Here is a 20,631-nt window from a genome sequence, read left to right on the forward strand (position 1 = left end):
CGCGGCGGCCGGGGGCGGCCCCGGGCGGTACGGCACGGAGGGCGCGGGTACGGCCGTCCCGGTGCGCGGCCGACGGGGCGCGGGCCGCCTCGGACATCCCCTGCCGCAAGGGCGCGGGCACGGTGGTCCGGACGCCCGGCCGGGGCCGGGCGGCCGGCGTCGGCCCTGGTGGGCGGGGAGGGCAGGGCGTGCACGGAGGGGTGCGGGCGCGGGTCGTCGGAAGGGCACGGGGATGAGCGGGCGGGCGCGGTTGTCCCTGTGCGCCGCCGCGGCCACGCTGATGGCCTCGTGCGCGCTGCTGCCGCTGGTGAACGGGCCGTCCTGGCTGCTGGAGCTGATCCCGCTGGTGGCCGTGCAGACCGGGGTGGGCGCGGCGGCCCGGCGGGTGCCGCTCGCCCGGCCGCTGACCGTGGCGGCGCAGGCCGTGGTCACCCTGCTGCTGCTCACCCTGGTCTTCGCCCGCGGGCACGCGCTCGCCGGGCTGGTCCCCGGCCCGGACACCTTCCGGTACTTCGCCGAGCTGCTGCGGCAGGGCTCCCAGGACGTCGGCCAGTACGCGATACCGGCTCCGCTCACCGACGGCATCCGGCTGATGCTGATCGGCGGGGCGCTGTTGATCGGCCTGCTGGTGGACGCGCTGGCGGTGACCTACCGCAGTGCCGCCCCGGCCGGGCTGCCGCTGCTCGCGCTGTACTCGGTGGCGGCGGGCCTCTCCCAGGGCAGTGCCGACTGGTTGTGGTTCCTGGTGGCGGCGGGCGGCTATCTGATGCTGCTGCTCGCGGAGGGCCGGGACCGGCTCGCCCAGTGGGGTCGCGTCTTCGGCAGCGGGTCCCGCCCCGCCGAGGGCGGCCAGGACGGCGTGGTGTCCCCGGTGCGCGCCGGTCGCCGGATCGGCGCGGTCGCCCTCGGTGTGGCGCTGCTGGTGCCGCTCGTGCTGCCCGCGATGCAGGGCGGCCTGCTGAGCAGGACCGGCACCGGGGTCGGCGCGGGCTCCGGCCGCGGGGGCACGATCTCCGCCGTCAACCCGCTGGTCTCGCTGCGCGACAGCCTGAACACCAGTGACGACCGCACGGTGCTGTCCCTGCGCACCACCAGTACCGACATCTCCGACCTGTATCTGCGGATCGTCTCCCTGGACGATTTCGACGGCACCACCTGGAAGCCGGCCCAGCGGCAGGTGGTCGACGTGCCGAACACGTTCCCGACGCCGCTCGGGCTGGGTCCGGACGTCCGGCGGGACACCGTGCGGACCACCGTCAGGGCGGCGGACTGGTACGCCCAGGACTGGCTGCCGATGCCCTATCCGCCGAGCGGGGTGCGCATCGACGGCAGCTGGCGGTACGAACCGGCCGGCATGACGCTGGTCGGCGACCACGGCCAGACCACGCGCGGCAAGACGTACCAGGTGACCAGCCTGGACGTGCGGCCGACGGCGGAGCAGCTGGCGGCCGCGCCCGAGCCGCCGAAGGCGCTGCTGCGCGAGTTCACCCGGGTGCCGTCCACGCTGCCCGGGGTGGTGGCCCGGACCGCCCGCGAGGTCACGGCGGGCGCCGCCAACCACTACGAGGAGGCGGTGCGCCTCCAGGACTGGTTCTCCGTCGACGGGGGCTTCCAGTACGACACCCAGGTGGAGGCCGGCGGCGGTCCGGACGCCATAGCGAACTTCCTGAAGAAGAAGGAGGGTTTCTGCGTCCACTTCTCCTTCGCGATGGCGGCGATGGCCCGCACCCTCGGCATCCCGGCCCGGGTGGCGGTGGGCTTCGCGCCCGGCACCGCGCAGGCCGACGGCTCGGTGGCGGTGAGCCTGAAGGACGCGCACGCCTGGCCCGAGCTGTACTTCCAGGGCGTGGGCTGGACCCGCTTCGAGCCGACCCCGTCCCGGGGTGTGGTGCCGTCCTACACCCAGTCGGTCACGCCCGGCACCTCGCAACCGGACCAGTCCCTGCCGTCCAAGCACGGCTCCGCGGCACCCTCGGCGGCCCCGTCGGCCGGCGCGGCGTGCGCGGGCCGGCCGGAGAACTGCGACGTCCCGTCGGCCGCGGCGGTCCCGGCGGGCGGCGGCAGCGGCCCCGGGCCGTGGGGGTCGGCGCTGGTCGCCCTGGCCGTGCTGGTGGTGCTGGCGGTCCCGTTGTCGCCGCTGCTGTGGCGGGCCCGGACGCGTGCGGTGCGGCTCGGCGGGCACGCCCGCGGCGCAAACGGAGCGGCGGCGCACACCCTGGCCGCCTGGCAGGAGCTGACGGACAGCGCCTGGGACCTGGGCATCCCGCCGGACGATTCGCTGACCCCGCGCGGCGCCGCCGAGCGGATCGTCCGCCTGGGCCGCCTCGACGGGCCGGCCGAGGCGGCGGTGCACCGCGTCGCGGATGCGCTGGAACAGGTCCTGTACGCCCCTCGGCCGCGGCCGGCCGGGGGCGTGGCCGAGGACGTCCGCCAGGCGACGGGGGCCCTTCACGCCGCGGCCGGCCGGGGTGCCCGCCTCAGGGCGCGCCTGCTGCCGCGTTCCGCGGTCCGGGCGCTGTGGGCGATGTCGGCCCACTGGTCCGCGCTGCGGGCCAAGGCGGCCGGGATGCGTCCCGTGGTACGGGGAGCGGCCGATCAGTGATCCGGGGTGGCCCCGCCCCGGGCCACCGCCCCCCGGCTTCCCCGGACGACCCCGGGCACGGCGGTCTCCGGGCCGGGGGCCGGGCGCGGCGCATCTCCGGGCTTTCCGGGCGTGGCCGGGGGCGGTGGTTTCCGGGCCGGAGGCCGGGCAGATCGCGTCCTTGGGGTTCCTGGCCGGCAGCGGCGGAGCATGCCCGAGGGGGGTGACCACCGGTGGTCACCCCCCTCGGGAGAGTTCGTTCTGTGGAGCGGCGGGCCTAGCGGCCCTGCTGTTCGTCTCGTCGTCGCTGCCAGCGTTCCTCGATGCGGTCCATCATCGAGCGCTTGGCACGCACCGGGCGCCGTACGGCGCCCGTCGGGTGCTCCCCCGGTTTCGGCGCCTTGCGCCAGCCCGTCACGGCGAGTACCGCGCAGCCGAGCATGACGAGGAAACCGACGACGCTGACCCAGATCAGCTGGGCGACCATTCCGGCCATGAGGAGCGCGATACCCACGAGGAAGCCCGCGACCGCCTGGTAGACCCGCCGCCGGGTGTACGTACGCAGCCCGCTTCCCTCAAGCGCCGACGCGAACTTGGGATCTTCGGCGTACAGCGCTCGCTCCATCTGCTCGAGCATGCGCTGCTCGTGCTCCGAGAGCGGCACGGAGTCCTCCTCATCGTGCGGTCGCCGGGGCGACCCGGGGGGTCCCTTCAGGATAGGCAGGGAATCGCCCCCGTGAAACCCGCCCCTCTACGCCAATTGACCAACCGGATTCCGTGCTGGCCGTCCCGGCTCGCCGATGCTTCCATTCCCCGGTGGCCGACCCGTCATGCCGGGTGGTGTACCTCGATCATACGGCGCAAACCCCACGATCGGGGGTCTTGTGGTGTACTCCATCCGCCGTCGACGCCCTGATCAGCGGCGGGTCGGGCCGCGCACCGGGTATCGCGCTCAGAGCTCGGCCGCGCCCGGCGTCTCGCCCAGCACGTGCAGCTGGGTGGCGACGGAGTGGAACGCGGGCAGCTCGGCCGCCGCGGCCTCCAGCCTCAGCAGCGCGTCCAGGGCGGCGGGCTCGGTGTCCACCAGGACGCCGGGCACGAGGTCGGCGAAGACGCGCACGCCGTGCACCGCGCTCACCCTGAGGCCCGCCTCCTCGGCCAGCGCGGTCAGCTGGTCTGCGGTGAAGCGGCGCGGCATCGGGTCGCCGGCGCCCCAGCGGCCGTCGGGGTCGGTCAGGGCCTGCCGGGCCTCGGTGAAGTGGCCGGCGAGGGCGCGGGCGAGCACGGCGCCGCCGAGTCCCGCGGCCAGCAGGCTGACGACGCCTTCGGAGCGCAGTGCGGCGACCGCGTTGCGCATGCTCTCGGCCGGGTCGTCCACGTACTCCAGGACGCCGTGGCACAGCACGGCGTCGTAGCCGCCGCGCTCCACGACGTCGAACAGCCCGTGCGCGTCGCCCTGGACGCCCTTGACGCGGTCGGCGACGCCGGCCTCGGCGGCGCGGCGCTCCAGCGCGAACAGCGCGTTGGGGCTGGGGTCGACCACGGTGACGCGGTGGCCGAGGCTGGCGAGGGGCACCGCGAAGTTGCCGCTGCCGCCGCCGGTGTCGAGGACGTCCAGCGCGTCCCGTCCGGTGGCCTTGACCCGCCGGTCGAGGGCGTCCTGGAGCACCTCCGAGACCACCGCGGTGCGCAGCGAGGCACGGGACCGGGAGGGGTCGGTGCGCAGCGACGCCGTACGCGGGCGGTCGGGGGAGACGGGCGGGCGCATCGGGTCCGACACGGCAGTTGGCTCCTCGGCAGGGCTGGACGGTTTCCGGCCTCTCCACCCTATTGCCTCCGGTGCTCCGCCCGGTCATCGTGGCGGCCGCGGCCGTGTCCGTCTCGCACGGCGGACGCGGGGCGCACCGCGCGTGGTCAGCCCGCGTCCGGCAGGTCACCGCGGCCCGGCGGGCCGTCCCGGTCGCCGGGGTCCCGGCGGGGCTGGGGCAGGACCGGCTGGAGGACGAGCATCCGCTCCACGAGGCGCAGGAACATCCCCACGTCGCGTATCAGGTCGTCGGCGTCCCGTCGGCTCGCGGCGTCCCGGATGCCGGCCTCGGCGCGGGCGCGGCGGTCGGCGCCGGAGGCGAACAGGGCGCTCCACTCGGTCAGTTCGGGGGCGATCTCGGGGAGCACCTCCCAGGCGCTGCGGATCCGGGCCCGGCGGCGCGGGGAGGTCTCGGCGCGACCGCGGGCGGCGAGCACGGCGGCGGCGGTGCGCAGGGCGGCGAGGTGGGCCGTCGCGTAGCGCTCGTTCGGTGCGTCCAGGGCGGTGGCCTCGTCGAGGGCGGCGCGGGCCCGGGCGAGCAGGTCGAGGGCGGCGGGCGGGGCCGCGGCCTGGCGCAGGACGGGGTGCACGTCGCTCGCCGGGCCGGTCAGTGAGGGGGCAGGGCCGAGGGCGCGGCGCCGGCGGGCGGCGGCTGCGGACGAGTGGGCCATGACGAACCTCCTGTCGTCTGTGACGGCACGGGTGCCGTATGTGCCCATCGTGAGGTATGCCACTGACAATCCGTTCCGACCTGGGCTTTTGCCATGGACGGAGCGAGGGCATAGATTTGAACTGACCAGTCAGTGCAAAAAATGGGAACGTCACGCAGGGGGGCTTGTGGACGGCGCGCACGTCACGGCCGAGGGCCTCGGCCTCAAGGGACCGCGGGGGTGGGCCTTTCGCGGCATCACCCTGGACGCGGAGCCCGGCTCGCTGATCGCGATCGAGGGACCGTCCGGCTCCGGCCGTACGTGTCTGCTGCTCGCGCTCACCGGACGGATGAAGCCCACCGAGGGAGTGGCCACCGTCGCCGGTTCCAAACTCCCCCGGCACATGGCGGCCGTGCGCCGCGTCAGCGCGCCGGCCAACGTGGCCGGGGTGACGGACCTGGAGCCGGCCCTGACCGTCGGCGAGCATCTGCGCGAACGGGCCCTGCTCCAGCGCCGGTTCGGGGACTCGCTGCGCGAGGTGCTGCACCCCCGGGCCGGGCGCTCGCACCAGGCGCGGCTGCGGGTGGACGCGGCGCTCGCCGCCGCCGGGCTCGACCTGGAGTCGCTGCCCAAGGGCTCGCGGACGGCCGTGCGCGACCTGGAGCGGGTGCAGGAGGTGCGCCTGTCCGTCGCGCTGGCCCTCGTCGGCCGACCCCGGCTGCTGGGCGTGGACGACCTCGACATGAAGCTGTCGGACGCCGAACTCGCCGAGGTGTGGGACATGCTGCGCTCCCTCGCGCGCGCCGGGACGACGGTCCTGGCGGTGTGCCGCACCGCCCCCGGGGACTGCGTCACCGTCCGCACGGACCACGGCGGCGCCCAGGGCGCCGTAGAGCAGCGGGACCCCAAGGAGGACGCCGATGCGCTCGCCTAGGCTGGCCGCCCTCGAACTGCGGCGCTTCGGACGCGGGAAGCTGCCCCGCGCCGCCCTCGTCGCCCTGCTCGTACTCCCGCTGCTCTACGGCGCCCTGTACCTGTGGTCCTTCTGGGACCCCTACGGCCGCCTGGACCGCATCCCGGTGGCCCTGGTCAACGACGACAAGGGGGCCACGGCGGACGGCAGGAGGATCACCGCGGGCGACGACATCGTCGCCGGGCTGCGCGACAGCCGCAGCTTCGACTGGCACGAGGTCAGCGACGCCGAGGCCCGCGAGGGCGTCGAGAACGGCACGTACTACCTGTCGCTGACCATGCCGGCCGACTTCAGCGAGCGCGTCGCCTCCAGTTCCGGCGACTCCCCGCAGACCGGCGCCCTCCAGGTGCGCACCAACGACGCCAACAACTACATCGTCGGGCAGATCTCCCGCACCGTCTTCAACGAGGTGCGCGCCGCCGCGTCCACCAAGGCGTCGCGGAGCTTCCTGGACAAGATCTTCATCTCCTTCTCCGGCATCCACGACAAGACCGTCACGGCCGCCGAGGGGGCCGACAAGCTCAACTCCGGCCTGGGGAAGGCGGAAAAGGGCTCCAAGGACCTCGCCGACGGGCTCGGTGACGCCAAGAGCGGCAGCGACAAGCTGGCCAAGGGCCTGAAGAAGCTGAACAAGGGCGCCGGTGACCTGCAGAGCGGCTCCCGCCAGGTCGCCGACGGCACCCAGGCGCTCGCCGACAAGGTCAACGGCGTCTACGCCGAGGCCGGTCCGTTCCTCAAGGACAACGAGAAGACCATCGGCGACACCGCCGGCCTGGTCGCCGACTCGGCCAAGGCCGTACAGGACAACCTCGACGTGCTGGTGGCGCACGCGCCCCAGGCCGCGAAGAACGCCCGGCTGTCCGCCACCGTCCTCGCCGACCTCTACAGAGCGCGCTGCGAGACCGTCACCGTCCCCGACCCCTTCTGCCCCCAGCTGAAGAAGGCCGAGCAGGCCGCCGAGGACGTGGCCGGTGTCGCCGACGACCTCAACACCCTGATCGCCGACCAGCACGGCGACCTGACCGCCATGCGGGCCGACCTGGGCACCCTCCGCAAGCAGGCCCGCGCCCTCCAGCGGACCGCGCCCCACCTCTCCGAGGACGTCGCCGACGCGGTCAAGAAGATCAACGAACTGAACGACGGCGCGCAGAAGGTCGCCACCGGCGCCAAGAAGCTGCACACCGGGATCGGCACCGCCCAGACCGGTGCGACCACCCTCGACCAGGGCATCGGCACCGCCGAGACCGGCGCCCGGAGCCTCGACGGCGGCCTGTACAAGCTGGCCGACGGTTCCGACCGGCTCGCCGGCGGACTGCACGACGGCGCCAGGAAGATCCCCGACTACGACAAGCACGACCGCGACGAGCGCACCGGCGTGATGGCCGACCCGGTCCAGCTGGCCTCCCACGATCTGCACCGGGCGCCCAACTACGGCACCGGGTTCGCCCCTTACTTCATCCCGCTGTCCCTGTGGGTGGGCGCGATGGTGGCCTACATGCTGATTCCGCCGCTCAACCGGCGTGCCCTGGCGGCCGGTTCGCCGGCCTGGCGGATCGCGTTCGCGGGCTGGCTGCCGGTGGTCGCCGTCGGGTTCCTCCAGGTGGGCGCGCTGATGGCCGTACTGCACTGGGCGATCGGGCTGCGGATGCTGCGGGCGGCCGGCACGATCGGCTTCCTGTTCCTGGTCACCGCGTGCTTCGCGGCGATCGTGCAGTGGCTCAACGCCCGTTTCGGCGCGGCCGGCCGGATCCTGGTCCTCGCCCTGCTGATGCTCCAGCTGACCTCGGCGGGCGGCACCTATCCGGTGCAGACCAGCCCGGGCTTCTTCAACGCCATCCACCCGTATCTGCCGATGAGTTACATCGTGGCGGCACTACGCCGGCTGATCACGGGCGGCGGGCTCGGCCCGGTGTGGCAGGCGTGCGCGGTGCTGGCCGCGTTCACCGCGGGCGCCCTCGCGCTGACCGCGCTCGCGGCCCGGCGCCGGCAGGTGTGGACCCTGGACCGGCTGCACCCGGAGCTGAGCCTGTGACCCGCGGGCGGGTCCGGCAGGGTCTCGGACCTGTGAGAATCGGTGCCATGGAAAGCAGCAGCGCCAGGTCCGGCGGCAGTACGCGCCGGGAGGCCACCCGGCAGAAGCTCTACGAGGCGGCCGTCACGCTCATCGCCGAGCAGGGATTCTCCGCGACCACGGTGGACGAGATCGCCGAGCGGGCGGGAGTGGCCAAGGGCACGGTCTACTACAACTTCGCGAGCAAGTCGGTCCTCTTCGAGGAGCTGCTGCGGCACGGGGTCGGCCTGCTCACCGCCTCCCTGAAGGAGGCCGCGGAACGGACCGCGCTGGCGGGTGGCGGCAAGGTGGACGCGCTGGACGCGATGATCCGCGCCGGGTTGGTGTTCATCGACCGCTACCCCGCCTTCACCCAGCTCTACGTGGCCGAGTTGTGGCGCACCAACCGCGCCTGGCAGTCCACGCTGATGGTGGTGCGCCAGGAGGCCGTCGCGGTGGTCGAGGGGGTGCTGCGCGAGGGTGTGGCGGCCGGCGAGTTCAGCGACGAGATCGACGTCCAGCTGACGGCGGCGGCGCTGGTGGGCATGGTGCTGGTGGCCGCGCTGGACTGGAAGTCCTTCCAGCCCGAGCGCTCCCTGGACGACGTGCACGCGGCCCTGTCCCGGCTGCTCCAGGGCCGGGTCAGCGGCAGGGTCTGAGCCGGCGACGAGACGCGGAAGGCGCCGGTCCGCTGCCGGACCGGCGCCTTCGGCGTTCCCCCGTGCTCCCCCGTGTTCTCCCCCTGGTACGGCCGGGCGGCGGGCGCCGTTCCGCCGCCCCGTGCCGGCGGTGCCGGGCCGCGCCCCCGTGCCGTGCCTCCACTTTCTCGTCCGCGCCGGGCCCGGCCCATCCGTGCGGCTACTCATCCGGGGGGCTAGGTACGGATACTCACGTCTGCGTGCGCGGGCCCAGGACACGTGGGCCGCGGCCTGGCTACGATCGCCTGCGTGTCCGTGCTCCCCCTCGTCTTCACCAGTGGCTGGGCCAGCGGCGTCAACGCCTACGCGGTGGTGCTGCTGCTCGGCCTGTTCGGCGTGACGGGGGTGAGCGACGAGGTGCCCCAGGCGTTGCAGCGCCCGGAGGTGCTGGTCGTCGCGGGCGTGCTGTTCCTGTGCGAGGCGGCCGCCGACAAGATCCCGTACGTGGACACGGTGTGGGACTCGGTGCACACGGTGGTCCGGCCGGCCGCGGGCGCCTGGGTGGGCGCGCTGCTCGCCGGGCACAGCGGTTCCCTCTCCGACGTGGCGGCCGCGGCGGTCGGCGGTGCGACGGCGCTGGCCAGCCACTCGGTCAAGGCGGGGACGCGGATGGCGGTCAACGCCTCGCCGGAACCGTTCAGCAACATCGCGCTGAGCATCGGTGAGGACCTGGGCGTCGCCGGGCTGGTCTCCTTCGCGCTGTTCCATCCCTGGGCGGCGGCGGTCGTCGCGGCCGCGCTGCTGGCCGCCGGACTGATCGCGCTGTACTTCCTGGTCTCCCGCATCCGGCGCTTCCTGCGCCGCCGCGCCGGCCGCCGACAGGCGCGCGGACCGGCGCCCCGCCCCTTCTGAGCCGTACCGGGGCCATGCCGGCCCGCGAGCGCCGCAACGGCGGCACCCGGGCGGGCACACGAACGGCTCCCGACCCGCGCCGAGTCGCCGACGGTCGCCCGCGGAGCGGCCTGTCGGTGGCGGTCGCTAAAGTCGCAGGCATGGCACGGATCGCGGTGATGGGCGCCGGTATGGGCGCGATGGCGGCCGCCGCCCGGCTGGCCGTCGCGGGCCACCGGGTGGTGGTGTACGAGCGCACGGACACCTACGGCGGTGCGGTGCGCCGGCTGGAGCGGGACGGCTTCGGCTTCGACACCGGCCCGGGGCTGCTGACGCTGCCCGCCGTCTACCGCGACCTGTTCGTCAAGACCGGCAAGGAACCGCTGGAGGAGTGCGTCGAGCTGGTCCAGGTCGACCCCTCCGCCCGGCATGTGTTCGCGGACGGCACCGAGGTCGCGCTGCCGAACGCCTCGCGCGCGGGCGTCGTCGCGGCGCTGGACGAGGCGCTGGGCGGCGGCGCGGGCGCGCGCTGGGGCGACTTCCTGGTGCGGGCCCGCGAGGCCTGGGACCGCACCCGCCGACCGCTGCTGGAGGAACCCCTGTGGTCCAACTGGCGGGTGCTGGCGGACAAGGAGCCCTACCCGGCCGTCCCGCACAAGCGTCTGCTGCGCACCCGCCGGGCCGCCACGCTGGCCGAGATCGGCGCCTGGGAGCTGCGCGATCCCCGGCTGGCCGCGCTGCTCGCCGGGTACGCGCTGGCCCACGGCGTCGACCCCGCCTCGGCCCCGGCGAGCGCGGCCGTGCTGCCGTACATGGAGCACGCCTTCGGCACCTGGTACGTGCGCGGCGGAATACGGGAGTTGGCGCGCGCGGTGTACGAACGCTGCCTGGCCCGGCGGGTGGAGTTCGTCTTCGGCACCGAGATCACCCGGATCCTGACCGAGGACGGCCGGGTCACCGGCGTCGAGCTGGGCGGGGGCGCGTCCGGTGCCTCCGGTCCCGCGGGAGCGACGGTGGCGGAGGCGGAGTTCGTGGTCGGCGCGGAGCCCTGGCGGCTGGGCGGCCAGGTGGCGGGCACGCCGTACGGGGCCGGGACCGTCGCTCCGCGGCCCGAGGACCGGTTCCCGGGGCGGATGGTGGTGTGCCTGGCGCTGCGCGGCGCCCGCGAGCCCGGCGCCGCGCACCGCACGGTGGTGCACTCGGCCGACGCCGAGGGCGAGTTGGACCTGTTCCGGCACGGCACCCCGCCGAAGCTGCCGACGGTCCGGATCGACCGTCCGGACGACCCGGCGCTGCGCCCGGACGACGCCCACGAGTCGATGGTGCTGACGGCGACGGTACCGGCGGCGACGCGCTACGACTGGGGGGCGCCGGGTGTCGCCGACGCGTTCGCCGAGCGCATGATCACCGCCGCCGAGCGCGCGGTGCCCGACCTGCGGGAGCGGACGCTGTGGCGGGAGGTGCGCACCCCGTTGGACACCGCGCGGGAGACGGGTGCCACGGGCGGCGCGGTGCCGCCGCCCGCGCTGGCCGCGCCGCAGGGCGTGCTGCACCCGGCCAACGGCACGGCGGTGGCGGGCCTGTTCGGCGTCGGCGGCTGGTCCCACCCGGGCGGCGGACTGCCGCACGCGGGGATGTCGGGCGCGCTGGTGGCGGGACTGGTCGTGGAGGGCCCGGACTTCCGGGGTTCGCAGTGAATCCGGGCGCGCAGTGAATCCGGGCGCGCGCTGAGTCCGGCCTCGCGGCGCGCGGGGCCCGGACGTCAGTAGCGGTACTGCTCGTCGTACCCGGCGTCCGGCTGCCGGCCGTGCCCCTGGTACGGGTACGGCTGCTCCTGCGGGAGTTCGCCGCCGTGCCCCTCGTCGGTGCGCTGCTGCGGCACCCACACCCCGCCGGGCGGGGTCTCGCCGTATCCGGCGGTGTAGGGGTCCTGGGCGTAACCCTGCTGGCCGTACTGCTGCTGGGCGTAGCCGGGGTCGTAGCCCGCGCCGCCGTAGGACTGGCCGCCGACGTAGGGGTCCGAGTAGTCGGCGTAGCCCTGCTGGGGAGCGGCGTCGTAGCCGTACCCCTGCTGTGCGTACGCGGAGTAGTCGTAGGCCTCCTGGCCCTGCTGCGGGGCGGCGTGGGTGGCGGTGTCGCCGTACACGCCGTAGTTGCCGGTGTCGTCGGGCAGCGGCTGCGGCTCGTAGACGGCGGTGGTCTCGGCGGCCGTGGGGCGCGCGGGAGAGAAGACGTCGTCGTAGTCGTCGTAGAGGTCGTCGGCCGGGGCGGGGGCGCCGGTGTCCTGGCCCAAGTCGGCCTGGTCCGGGGCCTGTTCGTCGCCGGGTCCGGCGGGGGGCTCCGTCACCGGGCCGGGCCGGGCCGCCCGGCCGCGGCGGCGCTTGCTGCCCCCGGACGCGGCGGCCGCGTCGGCGCCGGGGCGCCGGACCGCCCAACCGGCCACGAAGCCGCGGCGGAAGGAGAGGGTGACCAGGGTCTGGCCGACCGTGAAGGCGATCGCGCCCGCTCCGATCACGAGGACGGACGGCATCATGACGCCGACCACCACGCCGAGGAACCCGGCGAAGGCCAGCAGTCGCCAGCGCAGCCGCGCCTTGTACTGCAGCAGCACCTCGCCGAGCAACCACAGCGCGACGACGCCGAACGCGATGTAGAGGACCGTCCAGCCCATGTACGCCCCTCTCCCAGTGGCCGTTACGCAGTGTGTCGCATCACGGTGCGGCAGGTCTAGGCCTGCGGGGGGTGGTGCAGGCCCAGGTTCTCGTAGATCTCCAGGGTCGCCGTGGAGTTGTTGAGCGTGATGAAGTGCAGTCCGGGCACGCCCTCGGACAGCAGCCGCGCGCAGAACTCCGTGGCGAAGTCGATACCGATGGAGCGTACCGCCGCCGGATCGTCCTGTGCCGCGAGGATCCGCTCTTTCAGGGCGTCGGGGACGTCGGCGTTGCTGAGTTTCGGCAGTCGTTCCAGCATCTTCACACTGGTGACCGGCAGCACCTCGGGGATCACCGGGGTGTCGCAGCCCGCCTGCGCCACCCGGTCGCGCAGCCGCAGATAGGACTCCGGCCGGAAGAACATCTGGGTGATGGCGTAGTCGGCGCCCGCGCGGCACTTGTCCACGAAGTGCGCGACGTCGGTGTCCCAGTCCGAGGAGCGGGGGTGCATCTCCGGGAAGGCGGCGACGCCCACGCAGAAGTCGCCCGACTCCTTGATGAGGCGCACGAGTTCGGCCGCGTAGGTCAGGCCCCGGGGGTGCGGCACCCACTCGCCCATGGGGTCGCCGGGCGGGTCGCCGCGCACGGCGAGCATGTTGCGGATGCCGGCGTCCGCGTACTGGCCGATGATGTTGCGCAGTTCGGCGACGGAGTGGTCGACCGCGGTGAGGTGGGCGACCGGGGTGAGCGTGGTGTCGGCGACGATCTGCTGGGTCTCCTTGACGGTGCCCGCGCGGGTGGACCCGCCGGCACCGTAGGTCACGGAGACGAAGTCGGGCGCGACCGCCTCGACCCTCCGCAGCGCGCTCCACAGGTTTCGCTCACCCTTGGGGGTCTTCGGCGCCGAGAACTCGAACGAGTACGTCTTCTTGCCGCCGGCGAGGATCTCGCGCACGGTGCGTGCGCGATCAGTCCTGGTGGATGCGGTTCCGAGGGCCATACCCGCAGGTTAGCCAGGCGATGGCGGTCCCCCAACCAAACCGGGGAAAATTGCCCGATTTGTCGATTTGCCGTCCATCCCTTGGGACGGACCGCCCGAAACGGGGCCGCGGGGCCCGCTCAGACCTGCCGCAGCCGCTTGGCGAACTCGGCCGCCGCGGCGCCCGGGTCCTCGGCCTCGGTGAGAGCGCGGACCACGACCACCCGGCGGGCCCCGGCGTCCAGCACCTCGTCCAGGTTGCCCAGGTCGATGCCGCCGATGGCGAACCAGGGGCGGTCGGTGCCGAGCGCGGCGGCGTACCGGACCAGACCGAGGCCGGGGGCGGGGCGGCCCGGCTTGGTCGGGGTGGGCCAGCAGGGGCCCGTGCAGAAGTAGTCCACGCCTTCCTGGACGGCGGCCGCGGCGGCCTCCTCCTCGGCATGCGTGGAGCGGCCGATCAGCACGTCGTCGCCGAGGATCGCGCGGGCCGCGGGGACCGGCAGGTCGCCCTGCCCGAGGTGCAGCACCCCGGCGCGGGCGGCGTGCGCCACGTCGGCCCGGTCGTTGACCGCGAGCAGCTTGCCGTGGCGGGCGCAGGCGTCGGCGAGGACCTCCAGGTGCGCCAGCTCCTCGGCGGCCTCCATGCCCTTGTCGCGCAGCTGCACGATGTCGACACCGCCGGCCAGCACCGCGTCCAGGAACTCGGGCAGGTCGCCCTGGCGCTTGCGGGCGTCCGTGCACAGATAGAGGCGGGCGTCGGCGAGCGCGGCGCGGGCGGTGTCGGACATGCGTGGTCCCCCAGTGGTCGGTGTGTCTGCTGGACGGGCGGGTGGCGTACGGGCACGGGGCGCCGTACGCCACCCGCTCAGGCGGTCGGGCTCAGACGGCCAGCGCCTGGGCGCGGCGCTTCACCTCCGTGCCGCGATTCTCGCTGAGGGCCTGCGCGGGGGTGCCGGGCAGGGTCGGGTCGGGGGTGAAGAGCCATTCGATCATCTCTTCGACCGTGAAGCCGTCGTCCCGCAGGAGCGTCAGGGTCCCGGACAGGCCCTTGACGACCTTGTCCCCGTCGATGAAGGCGGCGGGGACGTGCAGCGCGCGGTTCTCACCTCGGCGTACGGCGATCAGCTGGCCCTCCTTGACCAGCTGCCGCACGCGCGTCACCTCGACGCCGAGCTGTTCGGCGATGTCGGGGAGGGTGAGCCAGGCGGGGACGAGAGCATCGATCTTCGCGTCAATCTCGGTCACGGGTACTAGCGTAGGCGTTCGGCCGGGGGTGGTGCCTTATGTGGTGGTTCGACCGCGGGTCCGCCGTGGCCGGTCGCGCCCGCGCCGCCCGGACCGGGGCCCCTGCCCCCGCCGCCGTCCGGTCAGCCGGCCGTGGCGTCCTTCAGTGGCCTGCCCGGGTCCGCCAGCGCCCGCGGGTCCATCGCGCGGCCCGCCTCGATCAGCCGCCGGCCCTGGGCCAGGTCCCTCGGGCGGCCCACCGCCAGCAGGGCGACCAGGCGGTCCCCGCGCAGCCAGCAGACCGTCCAGGCGGGGCTCGCGGGGTCGCCGCGCCAGACCAGACGGTCGGCGGCGGCGTGGTGGCCGGCGTACTGGACGAAGCGGCCGAACTGCTCGGACCAGAAGTACGGCACCGGGTCGTAGACGGCCTCGGTCTCGCCGAGGATGTTCGCGGCGACCGTGCGCGGGCCCTGGAGGGCGTTGTCCCAGTGGTGGACGAGCAGCCGCTCGCCGTAGCGGGCCGAGGGGAAGGAGGCGCAGTCGCCGACGGCGTACACCCCGGGCGCGGAGGCGCGCAGCCGGGCGTCGGTGACGACCTCGCCGAACGCGCCCCGTTCGATGCCGGAACCGGCCAGCCAGCCGGTGGCGGGGCGCGCGCCGATGCCGACGACGACGGCGTCCGCGGGCAGCCTGGTGCCGTCGGCGAGCACCACCGCGCCGGGCTCCACGCGCTCCACGCGGGCGCCGGTGCGCAGTTCGGCGCCGCTGTCGGCGTACCAGCCGGCCATGGGCGCGGCGACCTCGGCGGGCAGCACCCCCGCGAGTGGCCGGTCGGCGGCCTCGACGACGGTGACCGCGCAGCCCGCCTCGCGGGCCGCCGTGGCGAACTCGGCACCGATCCAGCCCGCGCCGACGACCACGATGTCGTGCTGCCGGGCGAGCACGGGCCGCAGCCGTGCGGCGTCGTCCAGGGTGCGCAGCAGATGGACGCCGGGCACGCCCTCGGTGCCGGGCAGGGTGACCGGCTCGGCGCCGGTGGCGAGGACCAGGACGTCGTACGGCACCGGGCCCGCCTCGGTGTCCAGCTCCCGGTCGCCGGGGCGGACGCCGAGGGCCTCGCAGCCGAGCCTGAGGTCCACGCCGAGCGAGTCGAAGTCGAGGTCGAAGGCGGAGTCCTCGGCCTTGCCGAGCAGCACGGCCTTGGACAGCGGGGGCCGGTCGTACGGCTGGTGCGGTTCGGCGCCGATGACGGTCACGTCGCCCGCGAACCCCTGTTCCCGCAGGGCGACCGCGGTCTGCACCCCGGCCATGCCCGCGCCGACGACGACCACGCGCCGCGTCCGTGCCGTGCCCTCTTGCGCTGTCTGCTCGCTCACCCGCCCACCATAGACACGTGACGATCAGTCAGTCAGCGTGCGTCCTCGGTGAGCTGTTCCACAACGCTGGTGCCGGAGCCGGGCCCGGACTCCCACTCCCAGGTCTCCTCCAGGCGCACCCGGCCGTCGGGCAGTTCCACGACCGTGGAGACGCAGTGCCCCGAGGCCGTCGTCCCGTCGGTCCTCAGCTGGACGTACCGGAAGTCCAGCCGGTCGCCCTCGCGGGTGCCGACCAGATGGCCGCGGACGATGTCGCCGCCCCGGTACTCGGCCCACACCGCGCCGTCCTCCTCGTGGTACGCGAACCGGGTACGGGTGCCCACCTGACCCGCGGACTGGTCCGCGACGGGGGCGAGGTGGAGTCCGTCCAACGACACGGCCATGAGCGAGGGCTCCCTTACGGGTGAGGAGGGGTGCGGGCTAGGGTGGCCACCGTACAAGCACTCGCGGGAGCCCGGACGCACCGGGCTGAGAGGGAGGCTGGCGGCCTCCGACCGTACGAACCTGATCCGGGTCATGCCGGCGAAGGGAGGGGCTGGACGCCCATGCCGTCACGTACGTCCGACACATCCGACGTCCTTGTCGTCGGAGGCGGGATCATCGGCCTGGTCACGGCCTGGCGGGCCGCGCAGCGCGGGCTCGCCACCGCCGTGGTGGACCCCGCGCCCGGGGGCGGGGCCGCCCAGGTCGCGGCCGGGATGCTGGCCGCGGTCACCGAACTGCACTACGGCGAGGAGACCCTGCTCGCCCTGAACCTGCGCTCGGCGCGCCGCTACCCGGAGTTCGCGGCCGAGCTGACCGAGGCGAGCGGCCGGGACCTCGGCTACCGCCGGTGCGGCACGCTCGCGGTCGCGCTGGACGCCGACGACCGCGCCCATCTGCGGGAACTGCACGCCCTGCAGCAGCGCTGCGGCCTGGAGTCGCAGTGGCTGTCCGGGCGGGAGTGCCGCCGCCTGGAGCCGATGCTGGCGCCCGGGGTGCGCGGCGGGCTGCGGGTCGACGGCGACCACCAGATCGACCCGCGCCGGCTCGCCGCGGCCCTGCTGACCGCGTGCGAGCGGGCCGGGGTGGTTTTCCACCGGGTGTGGGCCGAACGGCTCGACGTGGCGGGCGGCCGGGCCGCCGGGGTCACCACGGCGGACGGCACGGCGCTCACCGCCGGGCGGGTGGTGCTCGCGGGCGGCAGCCTCAGCGGGCGGCTCGCGGGGGTGCCTCGGGAGGTGCTGCCGCCGGTGCGGCCGGTGAAGGGGCAGGTGCTGCGGCTGACGGTGCCGCAGCGGTACGCGCCCTTCCTCAGCCGTACCGTGCGGGCCGTGGTCCGCGGCGGGCAGGTGTACCTGGTGCCCCGGGAGAACGGCGAGCTGGTCGTCGGCGCCACCAGCGAGGAGCTGGGCTGGGACACGACGGTCACCGCGGGCGGGGTCTACGAGCTGCTGCGCGACGCCCACGAGCTGGTGCCGGGCATCACCGAGCTGCCGCTCACCGAGACCCGCGCCGGGCTGCGTCCCGGCTCCCCGGACAACGCGCCGCTGCTCGGCCCGTCCGGCCTCGACGGGCTGCTGCTCGCCACCGGGCACCACCGCAACGGGGTGCTGCTCACGCCGGTCACCGGAGATGTGATGGGGCGGCTGCTGGGCGACGGCGAGCTGCCGCAGGAGGCCCGTCCGTTCACACCGCAGCGCTTCGGCGCCGTCCTCATGGAGCAGCCCGCATGACCGCCGTACCGTTCACCATCTCCGTCAACGGGGAGCGCCGTCAGGTCTCCCCCGGCACCGCCCTCGACACCGTCGTACGGTCGCTGGTCCGGTCCCCCTCCGGGGTGGCGGCCGCCGTCAACGAGACCGTCGTCCCGCGCACCCGGTGGGCGAGCACCGCGCTCGCCGAGGGTGACCGGGTCGAGGTCCTCACCGCGGTGCAGGGGGGCTGAGCCATGGCGGACGATTCCCTGGTCATCGGCGGTACGGCCGTCGGGTCGCGGCTGATCATGGGCACCGGCGGGGCGCCCAGCCTGGAAGTGCTGGAGCGGGCGCTGGTCGCCTCCGGGACGGAGCTGACGACCGTCGCGATGCGGCGGGTGGATCCCTCCGTGCACGGCTCGGTGCTGTCGGTGCTGGAGAAGCTCGGCATCCGGGTGCTGCCGAACACGGCGGGGTGCTTCACCGCCGGCGAGGCGGTGCTGACCGCGCGGCTGGCGCGGGAGGCGCTGGGCACGGACCTGGTGAAGCTGGAGGTCATCGCCGACGAGCGGACCCTGCTGCCCGATCCGGTGGAGCTGCTGGACGCGGCGGAGACACTGGTGGACGACGGCTTCACGGTGCTGCCGTACACCAACGACGACCCGGTGCTGGCGCGGAAGCTGGAGGACGTGGGGTGCGCCGCGGTGATGCCGCTGGGCTCGCCGATCGGGTCCGGGCTCGGCATCCGCAACCCGCACAACTTCCAGCTGATCGTGGAGCGGGCCGGGGTGCCGGTGATCCTGGACGCGGGGGCCGGTACGGCGTCGGACGTGGCGCTGGCGATGGAGCTGGGCTGCGCCGGGGTGATGCTGGCGTCCGCGGTGACGCGCGCGCAGGAGCCGGAGCTGATGGCGGCGGCGATGCGGCACGCGGTGTCGGCGGGCCGGCTGGCGCGGCTGGCGGGGCGGATCCCGCGGCGGTACTGGGCCCAGGCGTCCTCCCCCGCGGACGGGCTGGCCGCGCTGGACCCCGAGCGGCCCGCGTTCTGAGCCCGCGGGCGGCGTGATCGGCCCGTCACACAGCGGTGGAGCCGTGGTGGGAAGCGTCACAGCCCCGCTGCAATACCGGGGCGGGGGCCGTCGGCGGGCCGGTGGAGGCCGTGCGGGCTCGTAGACTCGCCGATGTGGATACGACCCTTCAGGACGCTCTCGTCGGGCAGGTGCTCGACGGTCGTTATCGCGTGGACGCGCGGATCGCGGCCGGCGGGATGGCCACCGTGTACCGGGCCCTGGACACCCGCCTGGACCGGGTGCTCGCGCTGAAGGTGATGCATCCGGCGCTCGCGGCCGACGGGGCGTTCGTGGAGCGGTTCATCCGGGAGGCCAAGTCCGCGGCCCGGCTCGACCACCCCAATGTGGTGCAGGTCTTCGACCAGGGGACCGACCGGTCCTTTGTGTACATGGCGATGGAGTACGTCCCCGGCTGCACCCTGCGGGACGTGCTGCGCGAGCGCGGTGCGCTGCGCCCGCGGGCCGCGCTGGACATCCTGGAGCCGGTCCTCGCCGCGCTCGGCGCCGCGCACCGGGCCGGGTTCGTGCACCGCGACATGAAGCCGGAGAACGTGCTGATAGGCGACGACGGCCGGGTCAAGGTCGCCGACTTCGGGCTGGTGCGCTCGGTGGACACGGTGACCAGTACGACCGGTTCCGTGCTCGGCACCGTGGCCTATCTCGCGCCCGAGCAGCTCGACCAGGGCACCGCGGACCCGCGCGTGGACGTCTACGCCTGCGGTGTCGTCCTCTACGAGATGCTGACCGGCGCCAAGCCGCACTCCGGGGACACCCCCGCCCAAGTTCTCTACCGGCACGTCAACGAGGACGTGCCGCCGCCGTCGGCGCTGGTGCCGGGGCTGCCGCCGCAGCTGGACGCGCTGGTCGCGGCGGCCACCGCGCGCACCCCCGAGGTGCGCCCGGGCGACGCCGTCGCGCTGCTCGCCCAGGCCCGCGAGGCCCGCGCCACGCTGACCGAGGAGCAGCTGGACGCCGTACCGCCGCAGGCGAGGTCCGTGGAGCACGACAACGCGGACGACCGTACGAGCGTGATCCCCCGCGCGCTGACCGTGCCCCGCCCGCTGCCCGTCGACGGGGACCCGGTCGACGGCGTCGGCCACACCGCCCGGTTCCAGGGCCCCCCCGTACCGCCGCGGCGCCGGCCCCGGCGGCTGATCCTCACCGTCGCGGTCGCCGTGCTGCTGGTGCTCGGCGCCGGCACCGGGGTCTGGTACATCAACTCGGGCCAGTTCACCAAGGTCCCGCCGCTGCTGACGAAGACCGAGGCACAGGCCAGGGACCGGCTGGAACAGGCCGGGCTCCATGTCGGCAAGGTCGAGCGGGCCTACGACGACACCGTTGCGCGCGGCGCCGTGATCGGCACCGATCCGAAGCCCGGGGCCCGCATCCGCGACCACGACGCGGTGACGCTGACCGTCTCGCTCGGACCGGAGACGGTGAAGGTGCCCGACCTCGCCGGCCTGCCGCTGGCCAAGGCGCGGGCGCGGCTGAAGGCGGCCGGTCTGGAGCCGGGCATGGTCACCCGGCGGTTCAGCGACGAGGTCGACCAGGGCGCCGTGATCGCCACCACCCCCCGCACGGGCACCGCGCGGCACGCGGGCTCCGCGATCGCGCTGACCGTCAGCAAGGGCAGCCCCGTCGACGTACCGGACGTCACCGGCGACGACCCGGCCGACGCCCGGCAGGAGCTGACCGACGCCGGGCTGAAGGTGAGGATCGCGGGCACCCAGGTCAACTCCGAGTACGACAAGGGCAAGGTCGCCCGGCAGAGCCCCGGCGACGGCGGGCAGGCGGCCCGGGGCGACACGGTGACGCTCACCCTGTCCAAGGGCCCGCAGATGATCGAGGTCCCGGACGTCACCGGCGACAGCGTGGACGACGCGCACCGGGCCCTGGAGGACGCCGGGTTCAAGGTGAACGAGGACCGCGGGCTGCTCGGGCTGTTCGGCGACACCGTGAAGAAGCAGTCGGTCGAGGGCGGCGCGACCGCGCCCAAGGGGTCCACGATCACCATCACCATCCGGTGACCGGGTTCACCCGGGACCGCGGTCCGGGGGCACCCGCG

General features: G+C 74.6%; 19 protein-coding genes and 1 riboswitch. Of the genes, 10 read left to right on the forward strand and 9 right to left on the reverse strand.

Going from position 1 to position 20,631, the window contains the following annotated elements; genetic code table 11:
* The first annotated feature begins 232 nt into the window (after positions 1 to 232).
* Positions 233 to 2,602, forward strand: coding sequence for a transglutaminase TgpA family protein (locus ACSP97_RS10445; protein ID WP_440557243.1), 2,370 nt, complete (start codon positions 233 to 235; stop codon positions 2,600 to 2,602).
* 256 nt (positions 2,603 to 2,858) lie between these two features.
* Here the strand turns inward: ACSP97_RS10445 and ACSP97_RS10450 are convergent, their stop codons facing one another.
* The 3 genes from ACSP97_RS10450 to ACSP97_RS10460 all read right to left on the reverse strand — a co-directional run bounded on the left by ACSP97_RS10450 (position 2,859) and on the right by ACSP97_RS10460 (position 5,059).
* Positions 2,859 to 3,245, reverse strand: coding sequence for a DUF3040 domain-containing protein (locus ACSP97_RS10450; protein ID WP_070028597.1), 387 nt, complete (start codon positions 3,243 to 3,245; stop codon positions 2,859 to 2,861).
* Positions 3,246 to 3,533: 288 nt separating this feature from the next.
* The gene (locus ACSP97_RS10455; protein ID WP_355323457.1) at positions 3,534 to 4,361 is read right to left on the reverse strand and encodes a class I SAM-dependent methyltransferase; all 828 of its coding nucleotides are present in this window, start codon (positions 4,359 to 4,361) and stop codon (positions 3,534 to 3,536) included.
* 134 nt (positions 4,362 to 4,495) lie between these two features.
* A complete protein-coding gene (locus tag ACSP97_RS10460; RefSeq protein ID WP_355143867.1) occupies positions 4,496 to 5,059 on the reverse strand; it encodes an SAV_6107 family HEPN domain-containing protein in 564 nt (187 codons plus the stop codon).
* A gap of 166 nt (positions 5,060 to 5,225) precedes the next feature.
* Here ACSP97_RS10460 and ACSP97_RS10465 point away from each other — a divergent pair, with 166 nt between their 5' ends.
* The 5 genes from ACSP97_RS10465 (at position 5,226) to ACSP97_RS10485 (ending at position 11,287) form a co-directional block, all read left to right on the forward strand.
* A complete protein-coding gene (locus ACSP97_RS10465; RefSeq protein ID WP_355143869.1) occupies positions 5,226 to 5,972 on the forward strand; it encodes an ATP-binding cassette domain-containing protein in 747 nt (248 codons plus the stop codon).
* The gene (locus ACSP97_RS10470; RefSeq protein ID WP_440557246.1) at positions 5,959 to 8,043 is read left to right on the forward strand and encodes a YhgE/Pip family protein; all 2,085 of its coding nucleotides are present in this window, start codon (positions 5,959 to 5,961) and stop codon (positions 8,041 to 8,043) included. Before ACSP97_RS10465 ends, ACSP97_RS10470 begins: the two co-directional genes overlap by 14 nt.
* 47 nt (positions 8,044 to 8,090) lie before the next feature.
* Positions 8,091 to 8,720: a TetR/AcrR family transcriptional regulator gene (locus ACSP97_RS10475; protein WP_355143873.1), complete on the forward strand. Its 630-nt coding sequence runs from the start codon at positions 8,091 to 8,093 to the stop codon at positions 8,718 to 8,720.
* A gap of 288 nt (positions 8,721 to 9,008) precedes the next feature.
* The gene (locus tag ACSP97_RS10480; protein WP_355143875.1) at positions 9,009 to 9,611 is read left to right on the forward strand and encodes a DUF4126 domain-containing protein; all 603 of its coding nucleotides are present in this window, start codon (positions 9,009 to 9,011) and stop codon (positions 9,609 to 9,611) included.
* A gap of 140 nt (positions 9,612 to 9,751) precedes the next feature.
* Entirely contained in the window at positions 9,752 to 11,287 is a 1,536-nt protein-coding gene (locus tag ACSP97_RS10485; protein ID WP_435643783.1) for a phytoene desaturase family protein, read from the forward strand.
* 65 nt (positions 11,288 to 11,352) lie between these two features.
* On the opposite strand, the gene ACSP97_RS10490 is transcribed toward ACSP97_RS10485, so the two are convergent.
* The 6 genes from ACSP97_RS10490 to ACSP97_RS10515 form a co-directional block, all read right to left on the reverse strand.
* On the reverse strand, positions 11,353 to 12,261 hold the full coding sequence (locus tag ACSP97_RS10490; protein WP_358273447.1) for an SCO2102 family sporulation regulator: 909 nt from the start codon (positions 12,259 to 12,261) through the stop codon (positions 11,353 to 11,355).
* Between the two features lie 56 nt (positions 12,262 to 12,317).
* On the reverse strand, positions 12,318 to 13,241 hold the full coding sequence (metF, locus tag ACSP97_RS10495) for a methylenetetrahydrofolate reductase [NAD(P)H] (RefSeq protein WP_355143881.1): 924 nt from the start codon (positions 13,239 to 13,241) through the stop codon (positions 12,318 to 12,320).
* A 119-nt stretch (positions 13,242 to 13,360) separates the two neighbouring features.
* Positions 13,361 to 14,008: a thiamine phosphate synthase gene (gene thiE, locus ACSP97_RS10500; RefSeq protein WP_355143883.1), complete on the reverse strand. Its 648-nt coding sequence runs from the start codon at positions 14,006 to 14,008 to the stop codon at positions 13,361 to 13,363.
* A 91-nt stretch (positions 14,009 to 14,099) separates the two neighbouring features.
* Positions 14,100 to 14,465, reverse strand: coding sequence for an Rv2175c family DNA-binding protein (locus tag ACSP97_RS10505; RefSeq protein ID WP_055707421.1), 366 nt, complete (start codon positions 14,463 to 14,465; stop codon positions 14,100 to 14,102).
* Positions 14,466 to 14,587: 122 nt separating this feature from the next.
* Entirely contained in the window at positions 14,588 to 15,820 is a 1,233-nt protein-coding gene (locus tag ACSP97_RS10510) for an NAD(P)/FAD-dependent oxidoreductase (protein WP_355143885.1), read from the reverse strand.
* Between the two features lie 32 nt (positions 15,821 to 15,852).
* Positions 15,853 to 16,203, reverse strand: a complete 351-nt coding sequence (locus ACSP97_RS10515; protein ID WP_070028607.1) for a hypothetical protein — start codon at positions 16,201 to 16,203, stop codon at positions 15,853 to 15,855.
* 53 nt (positions 16,204 to 16,256) lie between these two features.
* Positions 16,257 to 16,368, forward strand: a riboswitch (TPP riboswitch).
* Between ACSP97_RS10515 and thiO the strand changes: the two genes are divergently transcribed.
* The 4 genes from thiO to pknB all read left to right on the forward strand — a co-directional run bounded on the left by thiO (position 16,366) and on the right by pknB (position 20,593).
* Positions 16,366 to 17,535 carry a glycine oxidase ThiO gene (thiO, locus tag ACSP97_RS10520; RefSeq protein ID WP_355531627.1) on the forward strand — a complete coding sequence of 390 codons (1,170 nt, stop codon included), beginning with the start codon at positions 16,366 to 16,368 and terminating at the stop codon, positions 17,533 to 17,535. (Overlaps the previous riboswitch by 3 nt.)
* Positions 17,532 to 17,747 carry a sulfur carrier protein ThiS gene (gene thiS / locus ACSP97_RS10525; protein ID WP_355143889.1) on the forward strand — a complete coding sequence of 72 codons (216 nt, stop codon included), beginning with the start codon at positions 17,532 to 17,534 and terminating at the stop codon, positions 17,745 to 17,747. Before thiO ends, thiS begins: the two co-directional genes overlap by 4 nt.
* A gap of 3 nt (positions 17,748 to 17,750) precedes the next feature.
* Positions 17,751 to 18,545: a thiazole synthase gene (locus tag ACSP97_RS10530; protein ID WP_355143891.1), complete on the forward strand. Its 795-nt coding sequence runs from the start codon at positions 17,751 to 17,753 to the stop codon at positions 18,543 to 18,545.
* A 134-nt stretch (positions 18,546 to 18,679) separates the two neighbouring features.
* Positions 18,680 to 20,593, forward strand: coding sequence for a Stk1 family PASTA domain-containing Ser/Thr kinase (gene pknB, locus ACSP97_RS10535; RefSeq protein ID WP_358273454.1), 1,914 nt, complete (start codon positions 18,680 to 18,682; stop codon positions 20,591 to 20,593).
* The last annotated feature ends 38 nt before the right edge of the window (positions 20,594 to 20,631 follow it).

Source organism: Streptomyces sp. SCPE 10 (assembly GCF_051980735.1).
Taxonomy (GTDB): Bacteria; Actinomycetota; Actinomycetes; order Streptomycetales; family Streptomycetaceae; genus Streptomyces; species Streptomyces misionensis.

Coding starts and splice junctions, on each gene's coding strand:
- ACSP97_RS10530 (WP_355143891.1), top strand. CDS start 17,751: ATGGCGGACGATTCCCTGGTCATCGGCGGTACGGCCGTCGGGTCGCGG.
- ACSP97_RS10475 (WP_355143873.1), top strand. CDS start 8,091: ATGGAAAGCAGCAGCGCCAGGTCCGGCGGCAGTACGCGCCGGGAGGCC.
- thiS (WP_355143889.1), top strand. CDS start 17,532: ATGACCGCCGTACCGTTCACCATCTCCGTCAACGGGGAGCGCCGTCAG.
- ACSP97_RS10490 (WP_358273447.1), bottom strand. CDS start 12,261: ATGGGCTGGACGGTCCTCTACATCGCGTTCGGCGTCGTCGCGCTGTGG.
- ACSP97_RS10515 (WP_070028607.1), bottom strand. CDS start 16,203: ATGGCCGTGTCGTTGGACGGACTCCACCTCGCCCCCGTCGCGGACCAG.
- metF (WP_355143881.1), bottom strand. CDS start 13,241: ATGGCCCTCGGAACCGCATCCACCAGGACTGATCGCGCACGCACCGTG.
- ACSP97_RS10460 (WP_355143867.1), bottom strand. CDS start 5,059: ATGGCCCACTCGTCCGCAGCCGCCGCCCGCCGGCGCCGCGCCCTCGGC.
- thiE (WP_355143883.1), bottom strand. CDS start 14,008: ATGTCCGACACCGCCCGCGCCGCGCTCGCCGACGCCCGCCTCTATCTG.
- thiO (WP_355531627.1), top strand. CDS start 16,366: ATGCCGTCACGTACGTCCGACACATCCGACGTCCTTGTCGTCGGAGGC.
- ACSP97_RS10445 (WP_440557243.1), top strand. CDS start 233: ATGAGCGGGCGGGCGCGGTTGTCCCTGTGCGCCGCCGCGGCCACGCTG.
- ACSP97_RS10485 (WP_435643783.1), top strand. CDS start 9,752: ATGGCACGGATCGCGGTGATGGGCGCCGGTATGGGCGCGATGGCGGCC.
- ACSP97_RS10470 (WP_440557246.1), top strand. CDS start 5,959: ATGCGCTCGCCTAGGCTGGCCGCCCTCGAACTGCGGCGCTTCGGACGC.